The organism is Streptomyces sp. NPDC031265 (assembly GCF_055570295.1).
This window is the reverse complement of sequence record NZ_JBVIHM010000021.1, coordinates 75,731-98,730: the sequence shown is the minus strand read 5'-3', so window position 1 is coordinate 98,730 and position 23,000 is coordinate 75,731. Positions and strand designations below refer to the sequence as shown.

Below are 23,000 nucleotides of genomic sequence, written 5' to 3'. Positions count from 1 at the left end.
CGAGAGGAATCGGTGCGCACCATGGTTTGCCTCGCCGCCCTTACCCTCCCTCTCTATCCTTCCCCTCCCACCCCCTGCACCCCCTCCCTGCCTCCCCCCCCCCCCCCCCCCCGCCTTTCGTGTGTATCCGGTGCTACTGCCGGTTCACCTCGACGGCCTGGACCGCGCCCGTCCTGGTGTCGAAGAACCCGATGACCTGCTGGCCGAACGCGAACGCCTGCCGGACCGCGTCATGCGTGATCCGCGCCGGGTTCGCCAGCGGGTGCCAGTTGTTGTCGAGATACAGGATCGACGGCTGGCCGGGCAGCGGCGCCACCACGTCCCAGAACCTGGTGTCGATGCCGCTGGTCACCGAGGCCGCCTCGACCGCGCTCGGCAGCACGAGCGGCTGCCGGCCCCGGTGCATGCCGCCGCCTCGCTGCTGGAGCAGCTGCTGGAAGGGCTGCAGCTGACCGAGCTGCTGGAGTCTGCTGGGCCTGAGGGGGGCGAGGTGTGGGGGCCCTGCTGCTGGCCGTGCCGGCCCTGCTGCTGCGGGAACCCCTGCTGCCTCTGCGGGAAGCCCTGTTGCCGGCCGTACTGCGGCTGGCGCATCTGCGGGGTGGTGCTCATGCTGCGCCGCGCGGTGCACGCGGCGCCTCGGCAGGTGAATCCAGCTCCATCGGGTCCGGGGCCCGCCGTTCCGGGGCCCTGGCCCGGGAACATCTGGTCGGTCATGGCCGCTCCCGCTCGCATCTGATGCCGTTGTCGGATCGGGCCCGCGCGCGTCCCTGCCCGGCACACCCTGCTACCAGGATGTCGACTCGTCCACCCCGTACGGTCAATTGGGTTTGGAATGAGGGGGGTTGGGCAACGTGTGCAATTCGGCCGGAAAGTGATGCCAGGCCCCGTCTCGGGCCCGCTGGGAAGTCCGGTGCGGCGCGGCGCCCCTCAAGGGGCGCGGGGCTGGGACATTGTGCGGCTCCGCCGCGTGGGCGCGACCAGCCACCGGCGCCCCGCAGTCGAACACCAAGCGGGACGCTAGGGCGTGTTTCGAAAGTAGCGTCGTCCGCCCGAAGGGCGGGCCCGGCGGCGTCTGGTGCGTGCGATCGCAAGGCGGAGGGTCGCCCCGATACTGGTTGTATCGGGGTGATCCCGACAACGCGGCGAGCGTGCGTGCCAGACGCCGCCGGGCAGACGGGACTTTCGAAACACGCCCTAGTCCTCCGAGGACTCCGAGCCCTCGCCCGGCTCGTCCGGATCCTCGCGCGCCGGCTTGGGCGGCCGCGTCCGCCCACTGCTGGTGTCGCGCAGATACGACGTGGACTCGCCCCCGTTCGTGGCGTGCCCGCCGGGCGCCTGCCCCGGTCCGGGCCCGCCGTCGCGCCGCCGCAGATACCGCTCGAACTCGCGGGCGATCGCCTCGCCGGACGCCTCGGGCAGGTCCGCGGTGTCCCGCGCCTCCTCCAGCGTCTGGACGTACTCGGCCACTTCGCTGTCCTCGGCCGCCAGCTGGTCCACCCCGAGCTGCCACGCCCGGGCGTCCTCGGCCAGCTCGCCCAGCGGGATGCGCAGGTCGATGAGGTCTTCGAGGCGGTTGAGCAGGGCGAGCGTGGCCTTGGGGTTCGGCGGCTGCGACACATAGTGGGGCACCGCCGCCCAGAGGCTGACCGCCGGGACGCCCGCGTGGGTGCATGCCTCCTGGAGGATGCCGACGATGCCGGTGGGGCCCTCGTACCGGGTCTCCTCCAGGTCCAGCGTGCGGGCCAGGTCCGGGTCGGAGGTGACCCCGCTGACCGGCACCGGGCGGGTGTGCGGGGTGTCCCCGAGCAGCGCGCCCAGGATCACCACCATCTCGACGCCCAGCTCGTGCGCGAAGCCGAGGATCTCGTTGCAGAACGAGCGCCAGCGCATCGACGGTTCGATCCCGCGCACCAGGACCAGATCGCGCGGCTTGTCGCCACCGACCCGGACGACGGAGAGCCGGGTGGTGGGCCAGGTGATCCTGCGGACCCCGCCCTCCAGGAACACGGTCGGCCGGTTGACCTGGAAGTCGTAGTAGTCCTCGGCGTCGAGAGCGGCGAAGACCTCGCCCTTCCACTCGCGCTCCAGGTGAGCGACGGCTGAGGAGGCGGAGTCGCCCGCGTCGTTCCAGCCCTCGAACGCGGCGATCATGACCGGGTCGACCAGCTCGGGAACTCCCTCCAGCTCGATCACCCAGTGCCTCCCTCCGAAGTTCTCATGCGTACGCCCCAACCTTACGGCTTCAGCACTACCCCGCCGCAGCCCCCGTGCACGGCACCGTCCACGCCGGAGTGATCCCCGCATGAACGGGCAGCAGCCGGGGCAGAGCAAGGTCTCTCTCGTGATTCATCCGAGCTGTGCTAGGAAAATTTTCGTCCCGCCCCTGGACTGTGGCGCTTGTCCGGCGCTATACATCGCAATACATCGGATGACAGCGAGAGGTCGGATTTTCGAGCAGAAGTTCGTCGCAAGAGTTCTTCAGACAGGACTCAGCCACAGGGGGCATGCATGAGGCCGAGTGTCACCGGGTTCGACGTATACGACATCCGCTTCCCCACCTCGGAGCAGCTCGACGGCTCGGACGCGATGAACCCCGACCCGGACTACTCGGCCGCCTATGTGGTGCTGCGCACCGACGGCCCGGCCCGGACCGAGGGCCACGGCTTCGTCTTCACCATCGGCCGGGGCAACGACGTCACCGCCGCCGCCATCGAGGCGCTGCGGCCGTACGTGGTGGGCCGCCCGGCGCCGAGCAGCGCCGCCGATCTCGCGGCCCTCCACCACAACCTCACCCATGACTCGCAGTTGCGCTGGCTCGGCCCGGAGAAGGGCGTCACGCACATGGCGGCCGGCGCGGTCGTCAACGCGGCCTGGGACCTGGCCGCGACCGCCGCCGGAGTGCCCGTCTGGGAGTTCCTGGCCGCGATGACCCCCGAGGAGCTGGTCTCCCTCGTGGACTTCCGCTACCTCACCGACGTACTGACCCGCGAGGAGGCGCTCGCCCTGCTGCGCGCCGCCGAACCGGGCCGCGCCGAGCGGGCCCGGCTGCTGCGCGCCGAGGGCTATCCCGCCTACACCACCTCGCCCGGCTGGCTCGGCTACGACGACGCCAAGCTGGTCCGGCTCGCCAAGGAGGCCGTCGCGGACGGCTTCGCGCAGATCAAGCTGAAGGTCGGCGCCGACCTCGACGACGACGTACGGCGGCTGCGGCTGGCGCGTGCGGCGGTCGGCCCCGGCATCCGCATCGCCGTCGACGCCAACCAGCGCTGGGACGTGCCGGACGCGCTGCGCTGGATGGCCGCGCTCGCCCCGTACGCCCCGCACTGGATCGAGGAGCCGACCAGCCCCGACGACATCCTCGGCCACGCCGCCGTACGCGCCGGGCAGCCGGTGAAGGTGGCCACCGGCGAACACGTGGCCAACCGGGTCGTGTTCAAGCAGCTCCTCCAGGCCGGCGCGGTCGACTTCGTACAGATCGACGCGGCCCGGGTCTCCGGAGTCAACGAGAACCTGGCGATCCTGCTGCTAGCCGCCAAGTACGGCGTCCCCGTCTGCCCGCACGCGGGCGGCGTGGGCCTGTGCGAACTCGTCCAGCATCTGGCGATGTTCGACTACGTGGCCGTCTCCGGCACCCGCGAGGACCGCGTCATCGAGTACGTCGACCACCTCCACGAGCACTTCACCGACCCGGCCGTCATCGAGGGCGGCCGCTACCGCGCACCCCGTGCCCCGGGTTTCTCGGCCCGGATGCACCCCGAGTCGATCGCCGCCTACCGCTACCCGGACGGACCGCAATGGCGGGCCCGCCGCCCGGCCCAGGAGGTCATCTCATGAGCACCCCGCGGGAGTTCACCGCACCCGACGCCGCACCCCGGGACTTCACCGGGATGGCCGCGCTCGTCACCGGCGGCGCTTCCGGGATCGGGGCGGCCACCGCCGGGCTGCTCGCCGCCCGGGGAGCCCGCGTCGCCGTGCTCGACCGGGACGTCAAGGGCGCCCCGCACGGCACCCTCGCCCTGGAGGCGGACGTCACCGACGACGCGGGCGTACGGGAGGCGGTGGCCCGGGCCGCGCGCGAGTTCGGCGCCCTGCACACGCTCGTCTCCAACGCCGGGACCGGCGCCACCGGCACCGTCGAGGACAACGACGACGCCGAGTGGCACCGGGTCCTCGACGTCAACGTCCTCGGCATGGTCCGCGTCGCCCGCCACGCGCTGCCGCACCTGCGGCGCGCGGCCCGGGAGCTGCCCGGCCACGTCTCCGTCACCCACACCTGCTCGATCGCCGCCACCGCGGGCCTGCCGCAGCGCGCCCTGTACAGCGCCGCCAAGGGCGCCGTGCTCTCCCTCACCCTCGCCATGGCCGCCGACCACGTGGCCGGGGGGATCCGGGTGAACTGCGTCAACCCGGGCACGGCGGACACCCCGTGGGTCGCCCGGCTGCTCGCCGGGGCCGACGACCCGGAGGCCGAACGGGCCGCGCTGCGGGCCCGCCAGCCCATGGGACGGCTGGTCACCGCCGACGAGGTGGCCGCCGCCATCGCGTATCTGGCCAGCCCGGCCGCCTCCTGCGTCACCGGTACCGCCCTGGCCGTCGACGGCGGCATGCAGGGTCTGCGCCCGCGCCCCACCATCTGAGCCGCGAACCGCGAAGGACACCACCATGAGAGTGCGTACGACAACTGCCGCCGCCTGCTGCGTACTTCTGGCGGCCGGGGCACTGGCGGGCTGCAACCGCGACTCCGGCGGCGGCACCGGGGACAAGAAGGTCGGCATCGACCTGCCGCGCAGCGACAGCGACTTCTGGAACTCCTACCAGCAGTACATACAGAAGGGCACGAAGGCGGGCGAGGTCTCCGCGCTGCCGCTCACCAACTCGCAGAACGACATCGGCAAGCTCGTCGCCAACGTCACCGCCTTCATGGACCGGGGCGCCAAGGCCGTGATCATGGCTCCGCAGGACACCGGCGCGGTCGCCTCGACCCTGGAGACCCTCCACAGCAAGAAGATCCCGGTCGTCAGCGTCGACACCCGCCCCGACAGGGGCGACGTCTACATGGTCGTACGGGCCGACAACAAGGCGTACGGCGAGAAGGCCTGCAAGTTCCTCGGCGAGCAGCTGAAGGGGAAGGGCAAGGCCGCCGAGTTCCAGGGCGATCTGTCCTCCATCAACGGCCGCGACCGGTCCCAGGCGTTCAAGGCCTGCATGGCCAAGGACTACCCCGGCATCCAGGTCTTCGAGCTGGCCACCGACTGGAAGGGCGACGTCGCCTCCGCCAAGCTCCAGGCGACGCTCGCCGCCCACCCCGACCTGAACGGCGTCTATATGCAGGCGGGCGGCGTCTTCCTCCAGCCCACCCTCGCCCTCCTGGAGCAGAAGCACCTCCTGAAGCCGCCGGGCGCCCCCGGCCACATCACCATCGTCTCCAACGACGGCATTCCCCAGGAAATCGATGCCATCAAGGCCGGGAAGATCGACGCCACCGTCTCCCAGCCCGCCGACCTCTACGCCAAGTACGCGCTGTACTACGCCAAGGCGGCCCTGGACGGAAAGACCTTCAAGGAGGGCCCGACCGACCACGGCTCCACCATCGTCAAGATCCCCGGCGGGTACGAGGACCAGCTCCCGGCGCCCCTGGTGACCCGGGCCAACGCCGGTGACCCGGCGCTGTGGGCCAACCAGCTCCAGAAGAAGGCCTGACCGTGAGCGCCGAGCCCGCCCTGGACGCCCGGGGGATCGTCAAGCGCTTCGGGCCGACCCTGGCGCTCGACTCGGTCGCGCTGACCGTGCGGCCCGGTGAGTCCCACGCGCTCGTCGGCCGCAACGGCGCGGGCAAGTCCACGCTGGTCGGCGTGGTCACCGGACTGCACCGCCAGGACGCCGGCACGGTGGCGTTCGGCGGGTCGCCCGCGCCCGCCTTCGGGGACAGGGCGGCCTGGCAGTCCAAGGTGGCGTGCGTCTACCAGCGGTCCATGGTCGTCCCGGACCTCACCGTCGCCGAGAACCTCTTCCTGAACCGGTTCGAGGGCGGCCCGATCCGCTGGGGACGGCTGCGGCGGCGCGCGGCGGACCTGCTCGCCGGGTACGGCGTGAACGTCGACCCGGACGTAAGGGCCCGCGAACTGACCGTGGAGCAGCGCCAGTTCGTGGAGATAGCCCGCGCCCTCTCCTTCGGCGCCCGCCTGATCGTCCTGGACGAGCCGACCGCCCAGCTGGACGCGCGCGGCATCGAGCGCCTGTTCACCAAGCTGCGCGAGCTCCAGGCCCAGGGGGTGGCGTTCCTCTTCATCTCGCACCACCTCCAGGAGGTGTACGAGCTGTGCACCGCCGTCACCGTCTACCGCGACGCCCGCCATGTGCTGACCGCGCCGGTGGCCGAGCTGGCCAAGGACGACCTGGTGGCCGCGATGACCGGAGAGGCGGGCCGCGGAGCCTCCTGGCACGCGGGCGCCCGTGCGGTGCGCGAGGACGCGGACCCGGTCCTGACGGCCGAAGGGCTCGCCCTGGACGGCGAGTTCGAGCCGGTCGACCTCGCCGTGCGCCCCGGCGAGGTGCTGGGCCTCGCGGGGGCCGCCGCCAGCGGGAACACCGCGCTCGGCGAGACCCTGGCCGGGATGCGCCGGGCGAGCGCGGGGCGGATCGCGGTGCGCGGCCGGGCGGTGAAGCCGGGCAGCGTGCCGCACGCGCTCGACGCGGGCATCGGCTACATCCCCGAGGACCGGCACCGCCAGGGCCTGGTGCCCCAGCGCTCGGTCGCGGAGAACGCCACGCTCACGGTCACCGACCAGCTCGGGCCGTGGGGGACCGTACTGCCCTCCCGTACGAGGGAGTTCGCCCGGTCGGTGATCGCCTCGCTCGACATCAAGACGCGGGGGCCGGGACAGCCGGTGTCCGGGCTCTCCGGCGGCAACCAGCAGAAGGTCGTGGTGGCGCGGGCCCTGGCCAGGAGACCGGTGGCGCTGGTCGCGGTGCGCCCCACGGCCGGGGTCGACGTCAAGTCCAAGGAGGCGCTGCTCGCGGTGGTGCGGCGGGTCGCCGACGAGGGGAACGCCGCCGTGATCGTCTCCGACGAACTGGACGACCTGCGCGTGTGCGACCGGGTGCTCGCGCTGTTCCACGGGCGGGTCGTCGCCGAATACGACAGCGGGTGGACCGACCGGGAACTGGTCGCCGCCATGGAAGGTGTGGGGGAGCGGCCATGACCGAGACGGTGACCAAGGCGCCGGCCGAGCTGATGGGCGCGGGCGCGCGGCGGCGGCTCGCGCATGTGCGCTGGAGCGACTTCTCGCTGGTCCCGGTGATCCTGGTGCTGATGGTGATCGGCTTCATCGTCTCGCCGGTCTTCCTCACCTCGGACAACCTGATCAGCGTGATCCAGCAGTCCTCCGAGCTGAGCCTGCTGGTCCTCGGCCAGGCGCTGATCCTCATCTGCGGTCGGATGGACCTCTCCCTGGAGTCCACGATCGGCATCGCGCCGGTGATCGCGATGTGGCTGGTGCTGCCGTCGGAGGGCGGCCGGTTCGCCGGGCTCGGCCTGCTGCCCGCCTGGACGGCGATCCCGCTCTGCCTCCTGGTGGGTGTGGCGATCGGTACGGTCAACGGCTTCCTGATGCTGAAGCTGAACGTCAACGGGTTCATCGCGACCCTGGGCATGCTGACGATGCTGCGCGGCCTCCACGTCGGCATCACCGAGGGCAAGTCGATCACCGAGGTGCCGGAGTCCTTCCGCTACCTCGGCAAGACCGACTGGCTGGGTGCCCCGGCCGCCGTCTGGATCTGTCTGACGCTCTTCGCCGTCGGCGGCGCCGCGCTCGCCTGGCTGCGCCACGGGCGGGCGCTGTACGCGATCGGGGGCAACCCGGAGGCGGCGCGGGCCGCCGGGATCCGGGTGGACCGGATCACCTGGGCGGTCCTGGCGATCGGCGGCCTGCTCGCCGCGTTCGCGGGGATCCTCTACACCGGCCACTACGGCTCGGTGGCCGCGACCCAGGGCAACGGCTGGATCTTCCAGGTGTTCGCGGCGGCGGTGATCGGCGGGATCAGTCTGAAGGGCGGCCGGGGCACGCTGTTCGGCGCGCTCACGGGTGTGCTGACGCTGCAACTGGTGGTCAACGTCATGACCCTGGGCGGGGTCCCGGCGCTGTGGAACCAGTTCCTGAACGGGGCGATCATCATCGTCGCGCTGGTGATTTCGCGCTTCGCGAGCGGAGAGAAGCAGGACTGAGTGGGGGGGCGGTGTGTGGCGTTCTGTCTGCGGACCGTGCTGGGTTGCTCGCGCAGTTCCCCGCGCCCCCGACTGCCTGGGCGCGCGGGGAACTGCGCGACCAGCCACAGACGGCCCGCAGACAAACCCCAGGCGGCCGCTACAGCGTCGAGCGCAGCCACTGCTCCACGCTGGCGATGTGGACCGTCGCCCAGGACCGCGCCGCCTCCGCGTCCCGGTCGCGCAGGGCCGCGAGGATGGCGCGGTGTTCGTGGAGGGTGCGGGCCACCGCGTCCTCCTGCGTCAGGCCGCGCCACACCCGGGCCCGGGTGGTGGGGCCCGAGAGGCCGTCCAGGAGGGAGCAGAGCACCGAGTTCCCGGCGCTCTGCACGATTCCGCGGTGGAACTCCAGGTCGCAGGCGACCAGCTCCTCCACCGACGGGTCCGGGCCCAGCGCGTCCAACTGGGCCGAAAGCGCGTCCAGTTCCGCGTCCTCGATCCGGGCCGCCGCCATCGCCGTCGCCGCCGGCTCCAGGATCCGCCGCACCGCCAGGAACTCCAGGACCGTGTCGTCCCGGTGGAAGTCCACGACGAAGCTCATCGCCTCCAGGAGCAGCTGGGGGTCCAGGCTGGTGACGTACGTACCGTCGCCCTGGCGCACGTCGAGGATGCGGATCAGGGAGAGCGCGCGGACCGCCTCGCGCAGCGAGTTCCTGGACAGGCCGAGCTCGGCGGCCAGTTCGCTCTCCTTGGGCAGCCGGTCGCCCGGGCGCAGCGCACCGGAGACGATCATTTCCTTGATCTTCTCGATGGCCTCGTCGGTGACTGCCATGGGGTGACCTCCATACAGGGGTATACATCCGATGAATCGGCCCCCATTATGCGTCGCGGAGCCGCGTCGGCGCTCCCCGCATGCGAAAGGGGCGGCTCCCCCCGTGGGAACCGCCCCTTCCGGCGCTGACTGGCCGGACTAACTATACGTCAGTTCTTCTTGCCGAGCAGGTCGTCGACCTTGCCGCGGATCTCGTCCGTGGCAAGGCCTCGGATCGTGAGCGTGGTGCGGCGGCGCAGCACGTCGTCGGCCGTCTCGGCCCACTCGTGGTCGCGCGCGTAGACGACCTGCGCCCAGATCTCCGGCGCGTCCGGGTGGATCCGCTCGGCCAGCGCCGCGTCCTCGTTGGCCAGGCGCGCGATGTCGAAGGAGAGCGAGCCGTAGTGCGTGGCGAGGTGCCTGGCGGTGTCGGCCGCCATGCGCGGGCCGGGCGCCGGGCCATCCACCATCAGGCGGTGGGCGACGGCGCGCGGGTTGGCTATGCCGGGCAGCGGCAGCTTGCCGGGGAGCTCGGAGATGGGCTCGAAATCGTCACCGAGCGGACGCCCGGGCAGCTGCTCCAGCTTCTTCATCACCGTACGGCCGATGTGGCGGAAGGTCGTCCACTTGCCGCCGGCCACCGACAGCATGCCGCCGCGGCCCTCGGTGACGACGGTCTCGCGCTTGGCCTTGGAGGTGTCGCCGGGACCGCCCGGAAGCACCCGCAGACCCGCGAAGGAGTACGTGATCAGATCGCGCGACAGCTGCTGGTCGCGGATGGAGAACGCGGCCTCGTCGAGGATCTGGGCGGTGTCCTTCTCGGTGACCGCGACATCCGCCGGGTCGCCCTCGAACTCCTCGTCCGTGGTGCCGAGCAGGAGCATGTCCTCCCACGGCAGGGCGAAGGTGATGCGGTACTTGTCGATCGGGGTCGCCAGCGCCGCCTTCCAGGGGGAGGTGCGCTTGAGGACCAGGTGCGCGCCCTTGGACAGACGGATGGAGGGGGCCGAGTCCGGGTCCTCCATCTTGCGCAGGTGGTCGACCCACGGGCCGGTCGCGTTGAGCACCAGGCGGGCGTTGACGCCGAACTCGTCGCCGGAGAGGCGGTCGCGCAGATCGGCGCCGGTGACCCGGCCCTTGGTGAAGCGCAGCCCGGTGACCTCGGCGTGGTTGAGCACGGCCGCGCCCGCGTCCACGGCGGCGCGGACCGTCATCAGGGCCATGCGCGCGTCGTTCATCTGGTCGTCGCCGTACACGGCCACGGCCTTCAGGTTGTCCGTGCGCAGCTCCGGCACGTCCTGCGCGGCCTTGGAGGGCGACAGCAGGTGGCCGATGCCGTCACCGAAGGCGGAGAGCGCCGAGTAGGCGAAGACGCCCGCGCCGAGCTTGGCCGCGCCGTGCGGGCCGCCCTTGTAGACGGGCAGGTAGAAGGTGAGCGGGTTGGCGAGGTGCGGTGCCACCTGACGCGACACCGCACGCCGCTCGAAGTGGTTCTCGGCCACCAGCTTCACCGCACCGGTCTGCAGGTAGCGCAGACCGCCGTGGAGGAGCTTGGAGGAGGCCGAGGAGGTGGCGCCGGCGAAGTCGCCGGCGTCCACCAGGGCCACCCGCAGCCCGGACTGCGCGGCGTGCCAGGCGGTGGAGATGCCCAGGATGCCGCCGCCGATCACCAGGAGGTCGTACGTCGCCTTGGAAAGCTGCTCCCGAGTCTCGGCGCGGCTCGGGTGGGAGCCGGAGGCCGGGTGCGTCCCAAGGGCAGGGACGCTCTGCAGGGTGGTCATTTCGATTACTCCTCGTCCTCGATCCAGCCCATGGTCCGCTCGACGGCCTTGAGCCAGCTCTTGTACTCGCTGTCACGCTTGTCGGCGTCCATGCGAGGGGTCCATTCCGCCGCCCGGCGCCAGTTGGCGCGCAGCGCGTCGGTGTCCGGCCAGAAGCCGACGGCCAGACCGGCGGCGTAGGCGGCGCCGAGGCAGGTGGTCTCGGCGACCATCGGACGCACCACCGGCGCGTCCAGGAAGTCCGAGAGGGTCTGCATCAGCAGGTTGTTGGAGGTCATGCCGCCGTCGACCTTGAGCGCGGTCAGCTCGACGCCGGAGTCCTTCGTCATGGCGTCGGTGATCTCGCGGGTCTGCCAGGCGGTCGCCTCAAGCACGGCGCGCGCGATGTGCGCCTTGGTGACGTACCGGGTGAGACCGGCGATCACACCGCGGGCGTCGGAGCGCCAGTACGGGGCGAACAGACCGGAGAAGGCCGGCACGAAGTACGCGCCGCCGTTGTCCTCGACCGAGGACGCCAGGGTCTCGATCTCGGCGGCGGTCTTGATCATGCCCATCTGGTCGCGCATCCACTGGACGAGCGAGCCGGTGACGGCGATCGAGCCTTCAAGGGCGTAGACCGGCTTCTGGTCGCCGATCTGGTAGCCGACGGTGGTCAGCAGGCCGTTGTAGGAGTTGACGGGCTTGTCACCGGTGTTCATCAGCATGAAGGTGCCGGTGCCGTACGTGGACTTGGCCTCGCCCTCCGAGAAGCAGGTCTGGCCGAACAGGGCCGCCTGCTGGTCGCCGAGCGCGGAGGCGACCGGGATGCCGTCCAGGACGCCGCCCTTGGCGTGTCCGTACACCTCGGCGGAGGAGCGGATCTCGGGCAGCACCGCCGCCGGGATGTCCATGGACTGGAGGATCTTCTCGTCCCAGGCCATCTCGTGCAGGTTCATGAGCAGCGTGCGCGAGGCATTGGTGACGTCCGTGACGTGCACACCGCCGTCGACGCCACCGGTCAGGTTCCAGATGACCCAGGAGTCCATGGTGCCGAAGAGGATGTCGCCGCGCTCGGCGCGCTCGCGCAGGCCCTCGACGTTGTCGAGCAGCCAGCGGACCTTGGGGCCGGCGAAGTACGACGCGAGCGGCAGGCCCGTCTCGCGGCGGAAGCGGTCCTGGCCGACGTTGCGGCCGAGCTCCCGGCAGAGCGCGTCGGTGCGGGTGTCCTGCCAGACGAGCGCGTTGTGGACGGGCTCGCCGGTGTTCTTGTCCCACAGCAGCGTGGTCTCGCGCTGGTTGGTGATGCCGATCGCCTTGACGTCGGCGGCGGTGATGCCCGCCTTGTCGACGGCGCCCGCCACGACTTCCTGGACGTTGGTCCAGATCTCGGCGGCGTCGTGCTCGACCCAGCCCGGCTTCGGGAAGATCTGCTCGTGCTCCTTCTGGTCGACCGAGACGATCCGGCCGTCCTTGTCGAAGACGATGCAGCGGGACGAGGTGGTGCCCTGGTCGATGGCCGCGATGAACGGGCCGTGACCGTGCGAGGCGGTGGTGTGGGTGTCGCTCACGGGGTTCTCCTGGAGGTCTGAAGGTCTCTACGGCTCAACGGCTCAGGCGAAGGCGAGGTTGTACAGGCCACCCGCGAGGGCGGCACCGGCCAGCGGGCCGACAACCGGAACCCAGGCGTAGGCCCAGTCCGAACCGCCCTTGTTGGGCAGCGGCAGCAGCGAGTGCACGATGCGCGGACCCAGATCGCGGAACGGGTTGATGGCGTAGCCCGTGGGGCCGCCGAGCGAGAGGCCGAGGCCGACGACGACCAGGGACGTGATCAGCACACCGATGACGCCGAGGCCCTTGCCGTCGCCGTTGAGGCCCTGCGTGAGGATCGCGAGGACCAGCACGGCCGTACCGATGATCTCGGTGGTGAGGTTCTGTATCGCGTTGCGGATCTCGGGGCCGGTGGAGAAGATCCCGAGCACCGGGCCCGCGTTGGCGGCGCCGTTGTGCGGTCCCTCGATCGGCTTGTCGGCAGGGTCGCCGACGATCTCCGGATCGGTCAGATGCGCCTGGAACTGGCCGTAGTAGGCCAGCCAGACCAGCGTGGCACCGATCATGGCGCCGAGCAGCTGTCCCGCCAGGTAGACGGGCACGTCGCTCCACTCGGTGCCGCCCTCGATGGCGAGGCCGAGCGTCACCGCCGGATTGAGGTGCGCACCCGAGAGCGGGGCGGAGATGTAGGCGCCGGTGAGCACCGCGAAGCCCCACCCGAAGGTGATGGCCAGCCAGCCCGCATTGCGTGCCTTGGAGCTCTTCAGTGTGACGGCGGCGCACACGCCACCGCCGAGCAGGATGAGAACGGCGGTACCGATGATCTCGCCGGTGAAGATGTCGGAGCTGGACACCCGCGACTCCTTTGTCCTTCGTCCAGGGGAAGGCGAACCCCGGGTCCCTCCGGAAGTCCGCGCCCTCACGTCGAGGGCTTGACGGCCCTTGGCGTTGTCACACTCTAACTCGTATTGCCGTTAGGTGTTCGACAATGCCGACCGATGAACGGCAGTGTTGCTCCGGGGTTAAGTCGACGTCAAGGGTTCTGTGGCCGGTATCCCGATCGTTACCAGCAGGTACCTTTCGGCCACATTGATCGAAAACTTCCAGCCAGGATCGGAAACGATCAGAACGGGCCGGGAAGTGGCTGGTCAGGCCCGCGCAACGGGCGGGCGGCCGGGCCACGAGGGGCCGAGGAGCGGGCCACGACGGGCCCGCGGCCGGGTCAGAAGCGGCCGGCGCCCAGATCGCGCGAGACCGAGCGGGCGCAGTCGCGCACCGCCGCCACCAGCTCGGAGCGGACCTCGCCGTCCTTGCAGACGCGCTCCACGGCCCCGGTCACCCCCACGGCGCCCACCGGCATCCGGCGCCGGTCGAAGATGGGCGCGGCCACCGACGCCACCCCGTCCCAGGTCTCCTCCATGTCGCTCGCCCAGCCGCGTGCCCGGGCCAGTTCGAGCAGCTCCTCGAAGCCGGCGCCCGTGGTCACCGTGCGGGGCGTGAACGCGGTCCGCTCGCCGTCCACCGCCTCGGTGTGCGCCACCGGGTCGAACGCCGACAGGACCTTGCCGAGCGCGGTGGAGTGCAGCGGCTGCATCGCCCCGACCTCCAGGACCTGACGGCTGTCGTCGGGCCGGAAGACGTGGTGCATGATCAGCACGCCCTGCTGGTGCAGGACGCCCACGTACACGCTCTCGCCGCTGGAGCGCGCCAGGTCGTCCGTCCACACCAGGGCGCGCGCCCGCAGCTCGTGGACGTCCAGATAGCTGTTGCCCAGGCGCAGCAGCTCCGCGCCGAGCTGGTAGCGGCCGGAGGCCGGGTCCTGCTCGACGAACCCCTCCGCCTGGAGCGTGCGCAGGATGCCGTGCGCGGTGCCCTTCGCCAGGCCGAGCGCGGAGGCCACCTCGGACAGGCCGAGCCGCCGCTCGCCGCCCGCGAGCAGCCGCAGCATGGCGGCCGCCCGTTCGAGCGACTGGATGTTCCGCGCCATCGCGCTTCCTCCCACTTCGGAACGTTGAGTTCGACAATGCTGAACAGTATCGGCCGTTGTCGACCTCATGTCACCGTGATGGACGGTCCCCGCCGCCATCCGGCCGGTTCAGATGGCAGACGTACCGGGGCCATCCGGCCGTCACCCGGGCGGCCCCCCGCGCTGTCCGCCCCGTGGGACACCTGTGCTCACCCGCCCCCCGCCCGGTTACCCTGACCGGGTGCGGCCTCCCCTCGGACGCCGCAAAGCCGACAGCCGTCGCACTCCAGGGAGCAGATCCATGGCCTCGTTGCCTACCCCTTCCGCTGACAGCCGGACCCGCGCCGACGCGCTCCGCGAAGCGCTCGCCACCCGCGTGGTGGTGGCCGACGGAGCCATGGGAACCATGCTCCAGGCGCAGGACCCCACCCTGGAGGACTTCCAGGACCTTGAGGGCTGCAACGAGATCCTCAACGTCACCCGGCCCGACATCGTGCGCTCGGTGCACCAGGAGTACTTCGCCGTCGGCGTCGACTGCGTCGAGACCAACACCTTCGGCGCGAACTTCTCCGCCCTCGGTGAGTACGACATCCCCGAGCGCGTGTACGAGCTGTCCGAGGCGGGCGCCCGGATCGCCCGCGAGGTGGCCGACGAGTTCACCGCCTCGACCGGCCAGCAGCGCTGGGTGCTCGGCTCCATGGGCCCCGGCACCAAGCTGCCCACCCTCGGCCACGCCCCGTACACCCTGCTGCGCGACGCCTACCAGCAGAACGCCGAGGGCATGCTGGCCGGCGGCGCCGACGCGCTCCTGGTGGAGACCACCCAGGACCTGCTCCAGACCAAGGCCGCCATCCTCGGCGCCCAGCGCGCCCTGGACGTGGCCGGCTACCGGGTCCCGATCATCTGCTCGGTCACCGTCGAGACCACCGGCACCATGCTGCTGGGCTCCGAGATCGGCGCCGCGCTCACCGCCCTGGAGCCGCTGGGCATCGACATGATCGGCCTCAACTGCGCCACCGGCCCCGCCGAGATGAGCGAGCACCTGCGCTACCTCGCCCGCAACTCCCGGGTCCCGCTGTCCTGCATGCCCAACGCCGGACTGCCCGTCCTCGGCAAGGACGGCGCGCACTACCCGCTCTCCGCGCCGGAACTCGCCGACGCCCAGGAGACGTTCGTCCGCGAGTACGGCCTGTCCCTGGTCGGCGGCTGCTGCGGCACCACGCCCGAGCACCTGCGCCAGGTCGTCGAGCGGGTTCGCGGCCTCGCCCCCACCGAGCGCCACCCGCGCCCCGAGCCCGGCGCCGCCTCGCTCTACCAGAGCGTGCCGTTCCGCCAGGACACCTCGTACATGGCGATCGGCGAGCGCACCAACGCCAACGGCTCGAAGAAGTTCCGCGAGGCCATGCTGGAGGGCCGCTGGGACGACTGTGTGGAGATGGCCCGCGACCAGATCCGCGAGGGCGCCCACATGCTCGACCTCTGCGTCGACTACGTGGGCCGCGACGGCGTCGCCGACATGGAGGAGCTCGCCGGCCGCTTCGCCACCGCCTCCACCCTGCCGATCGTCCTCGACTCCACCGAGGTGAACGTCCTCCAGGCCGGTCTGGAGAAGCTCGGCGGGCGCGCGGTCATCAACTCCGTCAACTACGAGGACGGCGACGGGCCCGAGTCGCGGTTCGCCAAGGTCACCGAGCTGGCCGTGGAGCACGGCGCGGCCCTGATCGCGCTCACCATCGACGAGGAGGGCCAGGCCCGTACCGTCGAGCACAAGGTCGCCATCGCGGAACGGCTCATCGACGACCTCACCGGCAACTGGGGCGTGAGAGAGTGCGACATCCTCATCGACGCGCTGACCTTCACCATCTGCACCGGCCAGGAGGAGTCCCGCAAGGACGGCATCGCCACCATCGAGGCGATCCGCGAGCTCAAGCGCCGCCGCCCGGACGTCCAGACCACCCTCGGCCTGTCCAACATCTCCTTCGGCCTCAACCCGGCCGCCCGTGTCGTACTGAACTCCGTCTTCCTGGACGAGTGCGTCAAGGCGGGCCTCGACTCCGCGATCGTGCACGCGTCCAAGATCCTGCCGATCGCGCGTCTGGAGGAGGAGCAGGTCAAGGTCGCCCTCGACCTCGTCTACGACCGCCGCGCCGAGGGTTACGACCCGCTCCAGCGGCTCATGGAGCTCTTCGAGGGCGTCAGCACCAAGTCGATGAAGGCGGGCAAGGCCGAGGAGCTCCTCGCGCTGCCGCTGGACGAGCGCCTCCAGCGCCGGATCATCGACGGCGAGAAGAACGGCCTGGCCGCCGACCTCGACGAGGCGCTGCTCAGCCGCCCCGCCCTCGACATCGTCAACGACACCCTGCTGGAGGGCATGAAGGTCGTCGGCGAGCTCTTCGGCTCCGGCCAGATGCAGCTGCCGTTCGTCCTCCAGTCCGCCGAGGTCATGAAGACGGCCGTGGCCCATCTGGAGCCGCACATGGAGAAGTCCGACGCGGAGGGCAAGGGCACCATCGTGCTTGCCACCGTGCGCGGCGACGTCCACGACATCGGCAAGAACCTCGTCGACATCATCCTCTCCAACAACGGCTACAACGTCGTCAACCTCGGCATCAAGCAGCCCGTCTCCGCGATCCTGGAGGCCGCCGAGGAGCACCGGGCCGATGTGATCGGCATGTCCGGCCTCCTGGTGAAGTCGACCGTGATCATGAAGGAGAACCTGGAGGAGCTCAACCAGCGCAAGATGGCCGCCGACTACCCGGTGATCCTCGGCGGCGCGGCCCTCACGCGCGCGTACGTAGAGCAGGACCTGCACGAGATCTACGAGGGCGAAGTCCGCTACGCCCGCGACGCGTTCGAGGGCCTGCGTCTGATGGACGCCCTGGTCGCGGTGAAGCGCGGCGTGCCCGGTGCGAGCCTGCCCGAGCTCAAGCAGCGCCGGGTGCCCAAGCGCGCGGTGGCCCTGCCCGAGGCGGAGGAGCCCGAGGGCTCGGTCCGCTCGGACGTGGCCGTCGACAACCGCATCCCCGAGCCGCCGTTCTGGGGCACCCGGGTGATCAAGGGGATCGGCCTCAAGGAGTACGCCTCCTGGCTCGACGAGGGCGCGCTCTTCAAGGGCCAGTGGGGCCTCAAGCAGAACAGGGCCGGCGACGGGCCGAGCTACGAGGAGCTGGCGGAGACCGAGGGCCGCCCGCGGCTGCGCGGCTGGCTGGAGCAACTGCACACCAGGAACCTGCTGGAGGCGGCCGTCGTCCACGGCTATTTCCCGTGCGTCTCCAAGGGCGATGACCTGATCATCCTGAACGAGGACGGCTCGGAGCGGACCCGTTTCACCTTCCCGCGCCAGCGCCGCGGCCGCCGGCTGTGCCTGGCGGACTTCTTCCGCCCGGAGGAGTCCGGCGAGACCGACGTGGTCGGGCTCCAGGTGGTCACGGTCGGCTCGAAGATCGGCGAGGCCACGGCCGAGCTGTTCGAGGCCAACTCCTACCGCGACTACCTCGAACTGCACGGCCTGTCCGTGCAGTTGGCGGAGGCCCTGGCCGAGTACTGGCACGCGCGCGTGCGCAGTGAGCTCGGCTTCGCCGGGGAGGACCCGTCCGACGTGGAGGACATGTTCGCCCTCAAGTACCGCGGCGCGCGCTTCTCGCTCGGCTACGGGGCCTGCCCCGACCTGGAGGACCGCGCCAAGATCGCCGAGCTGCTGCAGCCCGAGCGGATCGGCGTCCACCTCTCCGAGGAGTTCCAGCTCCACCCCGAGCAGTCCACGGACGCCATCGTCATCCACCACCCCGAGGCGAAGTACTTCAACGCGAGGTGAGTCTGGGGCGGGGAGCGCTGCCGTGCAGCCGCGGGCCGGTGGGGGCTGGTCGCTCCCCCACGTTCTCGGCTTCGCTCGAACAGGGGGGACCCCCATCGCGGCGGAGCCGCACCGTCACCGGTCGCGCCCCTTTCGGGGCGCGACCATTACCACGAGCGTTTCCCGCTGCCGAGACGTAGACTTGTCGGTCCAGTGCAGGCCGGTTCCCACCCTGGGAACCGGCCTTCTCGTCCCTCCAGGAGGTGTGCCCGGATGACCACCACGGTTCCCGCGCCCGTTACCGGTACGGCCGAAGGATCGGCCCTCGAAGCCGTCTTCCTGGACATGGACGGCACACTGGTCGACACCGAGGGGTTCTGGTGGGACGCTGAGGTGGAGGTCTTCGCCGCGCTCGGCCACCCGCTCCAGGAGAGCTGGCGCGACGTCGTGGTGGGCGGGCCCATGACCCGCAGCGCCGGGTTCCTCATCGAGGCGACGGGCGCCGACATCACCGTCCCCGAGCTCACCGTGCTGCTCAACGACCGCTTCGAGGCGCGCATCAGCCGCGGGGTCCCGCTGATGCCGGGAGCCGCCCGGCTGCTCGGCGAGCTCGCCGAGCACTCCATGCCGACCGCCCTGGTCTCGGCCTCGCACCGGCGGATCATCGACCGGATCCTGCACTCGCTGGGCACGCGCAACTTCGCGCTCACCGTCGCCGGGGACGAGGTCGGCCGCACCAAGCCGCACCCCGATCCTTATCTGTTCGCCGCCGCCGGGCTCGGCGCGGACCCCACCAGATGCGCGGTCGTGGAGGACACGGCGACCGGTGTGGCGGCCGCCGAGGCGGCCGGCTGCCGGGTGGTGGCGGTGCCGTCCGTCGCGCCCATCGAGCCCGCCTCGGGCCGGGTCGTCGTCGATTCCCTCGAACAGGTCGACCTGGCTTTTCTGCGGACCCTGATCACCCGGATGAACTGATCCGTTCACACAGCGTGCCCCTTGAATGCGGCGCAAACTCATCGCATCCGGCCGTGCATTTTCCGTGACCCCGCAAGGGTGTCGCGGCAACATCACAACGGTTGAATTCACGACGGGTCAATGCATGTCAAGGGGGTGACGTTCGTCACCTGATCTGCCGTCAGTAAACGAGGGCAAGGGCGTCTCCCGGTGCTCGGGAGGTGCCCTTGTGTCCTGTTTAGGGATCTCCTGTACGAAAGATTCCGCCGCCTCGATATCGGCGGGCCGCTATTTCCGGCCACTGCGTGGCGTGTGAATGGAGCAGGCCCAGTACGGGCTTTCCCGGCCCGCCCACTAATCTCGTCGCGAGAACTTCGCCGCACCCTCAACTGCCCCGGCACCCACCAAGCCGCCGGGCGCGCAGGTCCGATCGTACGTACCGGCCCGATCGCCCCCCGCCCCGACCGGGCGGCCGCGGCGGAGTGATTCGTACACCGCTGTACCCCAGTGCCGGACACATAGGGAGAACGTCCAGGATGAACCGCAAGACTTTGGTGCTGCCGGCCGTAGTGGGCCTGCTCGCCCCCGTACTCGCCGCATGTGGCGGGGCAGGAAGTGGGGGCGACGGCGGCAAGGCCATCGTCGTGGGCACCACGGACCAGTTCGTGGTCACCAAGGACGCGCCCGCTCCCTTCGACCCGGCCTACGCGTACGACACCGGTGCCTGGAACGTGCTGCGCCAGACCGTGCAGATGCTGGTCCACGTCCCGCGCGGCGGCGGCGAGCCCGTCCCGGACGCGGCCTCCAGCTGCTCGTTCACCGACAAGGAGAACGAGAGCTACCGCTGCAAGCTGCGCAGCGGTATCCAGTTCGCCGACGGCTCCAAGCTGACCGCCGCCGACGTCCACTACTCCATCCAGCGCGTCCTGAACATCAAGGACGGCAACGGCCCCGTCGCGCTGCTGGAGAACATCGACACGATGGAGACCAAGGGCGACGACGAGATCGTCTTCCATCTGAAGACCCCGGACGCCACCTTCCCGTACAAGCTCGCGACGCCCGCCGCCGCGATCGTGCAGAAGGACAAGTACCAGCCGAAGACGCTGCGCGGCGGCTTCGAGGTCGACGGCTCCGGCCCGTACACCCTCAAGGCCGAGGTCGACGGCGACAAGGTCGTCAAGGCCGTCTTCAGCAAGAACCCCAATTACAAGGGCGACTTGAAGGTCAACAACGACAAGGTCGAGCTGCGCTCGTTCGCCGACGCCGGCTCCATGGGCGCCGAGCTCGAATCCGGCAAGATCGACATGATGACGCGTTCCATGTCGCCGGAGCAGATCCAGACGTACTCGCTCACCCCGCCGAAGAACGTCAACCTGGTCGAGATGCCCGGCCTGGAAATCCGTTACCTGGGTTTCAACACCAACGACCCGTCGGTGAAGAACAAGGCCGTCCGCCAGGCGATGGCCGCCGTCGTCGACCGCGGCGCGCTGGCCTCCAAGGTGTACGGGGCGACCGCCGAGCCGCTCTACTCGCTCATCCCGACCTCGATCGCCGGGCACACCAACTCGTTCTTCAACAAGTACGGCGAGCCGAGCAAGCAGAAGGCCTCCGGCATCCTGAAGGCCGCCAATGTGTCCACCCCGGTGAAGCTCACGCTGAACTACACGAGCGACCACTACGGTCCGGGCACCGCCAAGGAGTTCTCGATCCTGCGGGACCAGCTGAACTCCACCGGCCTGTTCGCCACCACGATCAAGGCGACCGACTGGCCCAAGTACCGCCCGGCCCAGAAGGCCGGCGAGTACGCCGTCTACGGCCTCGGCTGGTTCCCCGACTTCCCGGACCCGGACAGCTACGTCGCGCCCTTCCTCGGCCGGGACAACTTCCTCAACTCGCCGTACTCCAACGTCGAGGTGCGCAACACCCTGATCCCGGAGTCCCGCGTCGCGGCCGACCGCAACCAGGCCTCCAAGCCGTTCGAGAGGATCCAGGACATCGTCGCCAACGACGTCCCCGTACTGCCGCTGTGGCAGGGCAAGCAGTACGTCGCCGCCCGCAGCCAGATCACGGGCACCGAGTGGGCGCTCAACTCCTCCGCCGACCTCCAGCTGTGGGAGCTGGGCCGCGGCGTGAAGTAACGCAGGACCCGGCCGCGATATTCACGTGCCGGCAAGCAATTTCAGTGAGGCTGCGTCTCCCGGGGGTCACCCCCGGGAGCCGGGCCGAACAACGACTGTGAGGCACTTGCACGTGAAGATACGGAACCGATGGCTGACGGCCCCGCTCGCCGCGGGGCTGGCAGCCGGTCTCCTCAGCGGCTGCGGCTCGGAGGACGGGGCCTCCTCCGGGAGCGGCGAGTCGGTGGTCATGGGAATGTCGGACGACATCCTGGCCACCGACCCGGCCTCCGGTTACGACCCGGGCTCCTGGCTGCTGTTCAACAACGTCTTCCAGTCGCTGCTCAGCTTCTCCAAGGGGAGCACCACCCCGCAGCCCGAGGCGGCCGAGCGCTGCTCGTTCGACAAGGGCGGCTCCCAGGTCTTCCGCTGCACCCTGCGCTCCGGCCTGAAGTTCACCAACGGCCACGCGCTGACCTCCGAGGACGTCAAGTTCTCGTTCGAGCGGGTGCTGCGCATCAACGACGCCAACGGGCCCGCGCCGCTGCTCTCCACCCTGGGCAAGATCGACACCCCGAACGAGCAGACCGTCGTCTTCCACCTCAAGGTGCCGGACGCCACCTTCCCCAGCAAGATCGCCTCCGGTGCCGGCTCGATCGTCGACCACGAGACGTACCCGGCGGACAAGCTGCGCACCGACGGCAAGGCGGTCGGCTCGGGCGTCTACAAGCTGGACGCGTTCGGCGAGAAGCAGGCGAGCTTCTCGGTCAACTCCAGCTACAAGGGCAGCGCCAAGGTCAAGAACTCCGGCATGACCATGAAGCTCTTCCACGGCCGGCAGAAGGACCTGGCGGACGCGCTGAAGAACGGCGACGTCGACCTCGCCTACCGCGGTCTCACCGCCAAGGACATCGCCGACCTCCAGGCCACCAGCGTGGTGGACAAGAAGGGCGTCAAGGTCGTCGAGGGCACCGGCGCCGAGGTCCAGCACCTGGTCTTCAACATGAACGACGCGGTCGCCGGCAAGCCCGCCGTCCGCAAGGCCATCGCCTACCTTGTCGACCGCGAGGCGCTGGTGCGCGACGTCTACAAGTCGACCGCGGCGCCGCTCTATTCGATCGTCCCGTCGGGCATCACCGCGCACAGCACCTCGATGTTCGACATGTACGGCGGCAGCCCGCAGCCCGCGAAGGCCAAGCAGGTCCTGCACAAGGCCGGCATCACCGGCAAGGTGAAGCTCACCCTGTGGTCCACGCCCATCCGCTACGGACCGGGCACCGACGACGAGATGCGGGCCATCGCCAAGCAGCTCAACGCGAGCGGGCTGTTCGAAGCCGAGGTGAAGTCCGTCGAGTTCAAGCAGTACGAGAAGGACATCGCGGCCGGCAAGTACGGCGTGTACGTGAAGGGCTGGATCCCGGACTACCCGGACCCGGACAACTTCACCTCGCCGTTCTTCGGCAAGGACAACGTGCTGTCCAACCACTACGTCAACAAGGCGATCACCGACGAGATCATCCCGTCGACGGCCGCCACGGAGGACCGCTCGGCCACCGAGGCCGACTTCGCCCGCCTCCAGGACCTCGTCGCCAACGACCTGCCGATCCTGCCGCTGTGGCAGGGCAAGCAGTACGCCGTGGCCCGCGAGGGCGTGGTGGGACTTGAGTGGACCCTGGACCCGTCGACCGTGTTCCGGTTCTGGGAGATCAGCAAGAACTAGCGGGGACGCGGCCCGAGGGGGGTGGGGGGGGGGGGGGGGGGGGGGGGGGGGGGGGGGGGGGGGGGGGGGGGGGGGGAGAGGGGGGTGTATTTGGCGGGTGGATCGAGGGTCAGGCGCTCCTATATTCT

Annotated in this window: 16 protein-coding genes; 9 read left to right on the top strand and 7 right to left on the bottom strand. The window is 70.4% G+C overall.

Annotated features, from left to right (window positions below; genetic code table 11):
• Nucleotides 1-133: 133 nt before the first annotated feature.
• Entirely contained in the window at nt 134-406 is a 273-nt protein-coding gene (locus ACZ499_RS27770; RefSeq protein ID WP_468678927.1) for a hypothetical protein, read from the bottom strand.
• A gap of 788 nt (nt 407-1,194) precedes the next feature.
• Nucleotides 1,195-2,193 (bottom strand): PAC2 family protein, encoded by a 999-nt coding sequence (locus ACZ499_RS27765; protein ID WP_468678925.1) that lies wholly within the window; start codon nt 2,191-2,193, stop codon nt 1,195-1,197.
• Nucleotides 2,194-2,508: 315 nt separating this feature from the next.
• On the opposite strand from ACZ499_RS27765, the gene ACZ499_RS27760 reads away from it, so the two are divergent.
• Genes ACZ499_RS27760 through ACZ499_RS27740 form a run of 5 tightly spaced genes read left to right on the top strand, consistent with a single transcriptional unit; the run spans nt 2,509 to nt 8,224 of the window.
• The gene (locus ACZ499_RS27760) at nt 2,509-3,834 is read left to right on the top strand and encodes an enolase C-terminal domain-like protein (protein WP_468678924.1); all 1,326 of its coding nucleotides are present in this window, start codon (nt 2,509-2,511) and stop codon (nt 3,832-3,834) included.
• Nucleotides 3,831-4,637, top strand: coding sequence for an SDR family NAD(P)-dependent oxidoreductase (locus ACZ499_RS27755; protein ID WP_468678921.1), 807 nt, complete (start codon nt 3,831-3,833; stop codon nt 4,635-4,637). Before ACZ499_RS27760 ends, ACZ499_RS27755 begins: the two co-directional genes overlap by 4 nt.
• Before the next feature lie 25 nt (nt 4,638-4,662).
• Nucleotides 4,663-5,700: a sugar ABC transporter substrate-binding protein gene (locus ACZ499_RS27750; RefSeq protein ID WP_468678919.1), complete on the top strand. Its 1,038-nt coding sequence runs from the start codon at nt 4,663-4,665 to the stop codon at nt 5,698-5,700.
• Between the two features lie 2 nt (nt 5,701-5,702).
• Nucleotides 5,703-7,202, top strand: a complete 1,500-nt coding sequence (locus ACZ499_RS27745; protein WP_468678918.1) for a sugar ABC transporter ATP-binding protein — start codon at nt 5,703-5,705, stop codon at nt 7,200-7,202.
• Nucleotides 7,199-8,224 carry an ABC transporter permease gene (locus ACZ499_RS27740; protein WP_468678916.1) on the top strand — a complete coding sequence of 342 codons (1,026 nt, stop codon included), beginning with the start codon at nt 7,199-7,201 and terminating at the stop codon, nt 8,222-8,224. Before ACZ499_RS27745 ends, ACZ499_RS27740 begins: the two co-directional genes overlap by 4 nt.
• A gap of 139 nt (nt 8,225-8,363) precedes the next feature.
• On the opposite strand, the gene ACZ499_RS27735 is transcribed toward ACZ499_RS27740, so the two are convergent.
• From ACZ499_RS27735 to ACZ499_RS27715, 5 genes are all read right to left on the bottom strand, one after another.
• A complete protein-coding gene (locus tag ACZ499_RS27735) occupies nt 8,364-9,035 on the bottom strand; it encodes a FadR/GntR family transcriptional regulator (RefSeq protein WP_468678914.1) in 672 nt (223 codons plus the stop codon).
• A gap of 149 nt (nt 9,036-9,184) precedes the next feature.
• Nucleotides 9,185-10,795, bottom strand: coding sequence for a glycerol-3-phosphate dehydrogenase/oxidase (locus ACZ499_RS27730; RefSeq protein ID WP_468678912.1), 1,611 nt, complete (start codon nt 10,793-10,795; stop codon nt 9,185-9,187).
• 5 nt (nt 10,796-10,800) lie between these two features.
• Complete coding sequence (gene glpK / locus ACZ499_RS27725; RefSeq protein ID WP_385545997.1) at nt 10,801-12,342, bottom strand: glycerol kinase GlpK; 1,542 nt, start codon at nt 12,340-12,342, stop codon at nt 10,801-10,803.
• A 42-nt stretch (nt 12,343-12,384) separates the two neighbouring features.
• The gene (locus tag ACZ499_RS27720; RefSeq protein ID WP_468678910.1) at nt 12,385-13,176 is read right to left on the bottom strand and encodes an MIP/aquaporin family protein; all 792 of its coding nucleotides are present in this window, start codon (nt 13,174-13,176) and stop codon (nt 12,385-12,387) included.
• A gap of 368 nt (nt 13,177-13,544) precedes the next feature.
• Nucleotides 13,545-14,309, bottom strand: coding sequence for an IclR family transcriptional regulator (locus ACZ499_RS27715; protein ID WP_468678909.1), 765 nt, complete (start codon nt 14,307-14,309; stop codon nt 13,545-13,547).
• A gap of 280 nt (nt 14,310-14,589) precedes the next feature.
• Between ACZ499_RS27715 and metH the strand changes: the two genes are divergently transcribed.
• From metH to ACZ499_RS27695, 4 genes are all read left to right on the top strand, one after another.
• Nucleotides 14,590-18,102: a methionine synthase gene (gene metH / locus ACZ499_RS27710; RefSeq protein WP_468678908.1), complete on the top strand. Its 3,513-nt coding sequence runs from the start codon at nt 14,590-14,592 to the stop codon at nt 18,100-18,102.
• A gap of 252 nt (nt 18,103-18,354) precedes the next feature.
• Nucleotides 18,355-19,056, top strand: a complete 702-nt coding sequence (locus tag ACZ499_RS27705) for an HAD family hydrolase (protein WP_468678907.1) — start codon at nt 18,355-18,357, stop codon at nt 19,054-19,056.
• A gap of 515 nt (nt 19,057-19,571) precedes the next feature.
• Complete coding sequence (locus ACZ499_RS27700; RefSeq protein ID WP_468678906.1) at nt 19,572-21,173, top strand: ABC transporter substrate-binding protein; 1,602 nt, start codon at nt 19,572-19,574, stop codon at nt 21,171-21,173.
• A 112-nt stretch (nt 21,174-21,285) separates the two neighbouring features.
• Nucleotides 21,286-22,872, top strand: a complete 1,587-nt coding sequence (locus ACZ499_RS27695; protein WP_468678905.1) for an ABC transporter substrate-binding protein — start codon at nt 21,286-21,288, stop codon at nt 22,870-22,872.
• Nucleotides 22,873-23,000 lie beyond the last annotated feature (128 nt).

What these genes read in the sequence shown, in the direction of transcription:
- ACZ499_RS27770 (WP_468678927.1), bottom strand. Translation starts at nt 406, where the DNA reads ATGCACCGGGGCCGGCAGCCGCTCGTGCTGCCGAGCGCGGTCGAGGCG.
- ACZ499_RS27760 (WP_468678924.1), top strand. Translation starts at nt 2,509, where the DNA reads ATGAGGCCGAGTGTCACCGGGTTCGACGTATACGACATCCGCTTCCCC.
- ACZ499_RS27755 (WP_468678921.1), top strand. Translation starts at nt 3,831, where the DNA reads ATGAGCACCCCGCGGGAGTTCACCGCACCCGACGCCGCACCCCGGGAC.
- ACZ499_RS27750 (WP_468678919.1), top strand. Translation starts at nt 4,663, where the DNA reads ATGAGAGTGCGTACGACAACTGCCGCCGCCTGCTGCGTACTTCTGGCG.
- ACZ499_RS27740 (WP_468678916.1), top strand. Translation starts at nt 7,199, where the DNA reads ATGACCGAGACGGTGACCAAGGCGCCGGCCGAGCTGATGGGCGCGGGC.
- ACZ499_RS27735 (WP_468678914.1), bottom strand. Translation starts at nt 9,035, where the DNA reads ATGGCAGTCACCGACGAGGCCATCGAGAAGATCAAGGAAATGATCGTC.
- ACZ499_RS27730 (WP_468678912.1), bottom strand. Translation starts at nt 10,795, where the DNA reads ATGACCACCCTGCAGAGCGTCCCTGCCCTTGGGACGCACCCGGCCTCC.
- ACZ499_RS27715 (WP_468678909.1), bottom strand. Translation starts at nt 14,309, where the DNA reads ATGGCGCGGAACATCCAGTCGCTCGAACGGGCGGCCGCCATGCTGCGG.
- metH (WP_468678908.1), top strand. Translation starts at nt 14,590, where the DNA reads ATGGCCTCGTTGCCTACCCCTTCCGCTGACAGCCGGACCCGCGCCGAC.
- ACZ499_RS27705 (WP_468678907.1), top strand. Translation starts at nt 18,355, where the DNA reads ATGACCACCACGGTTCCCGCGCCCGTTACCGGTACGGCCGAAGGATCG.
- ACZ499_RS27700 (WP_468678906.1), top strand. Translation starts at nt 19,572, where the DNA reads ATGAACCGCAAGACTTTGGTGCTGCCGGCCGTAGTGGGCCTGCTCGCC.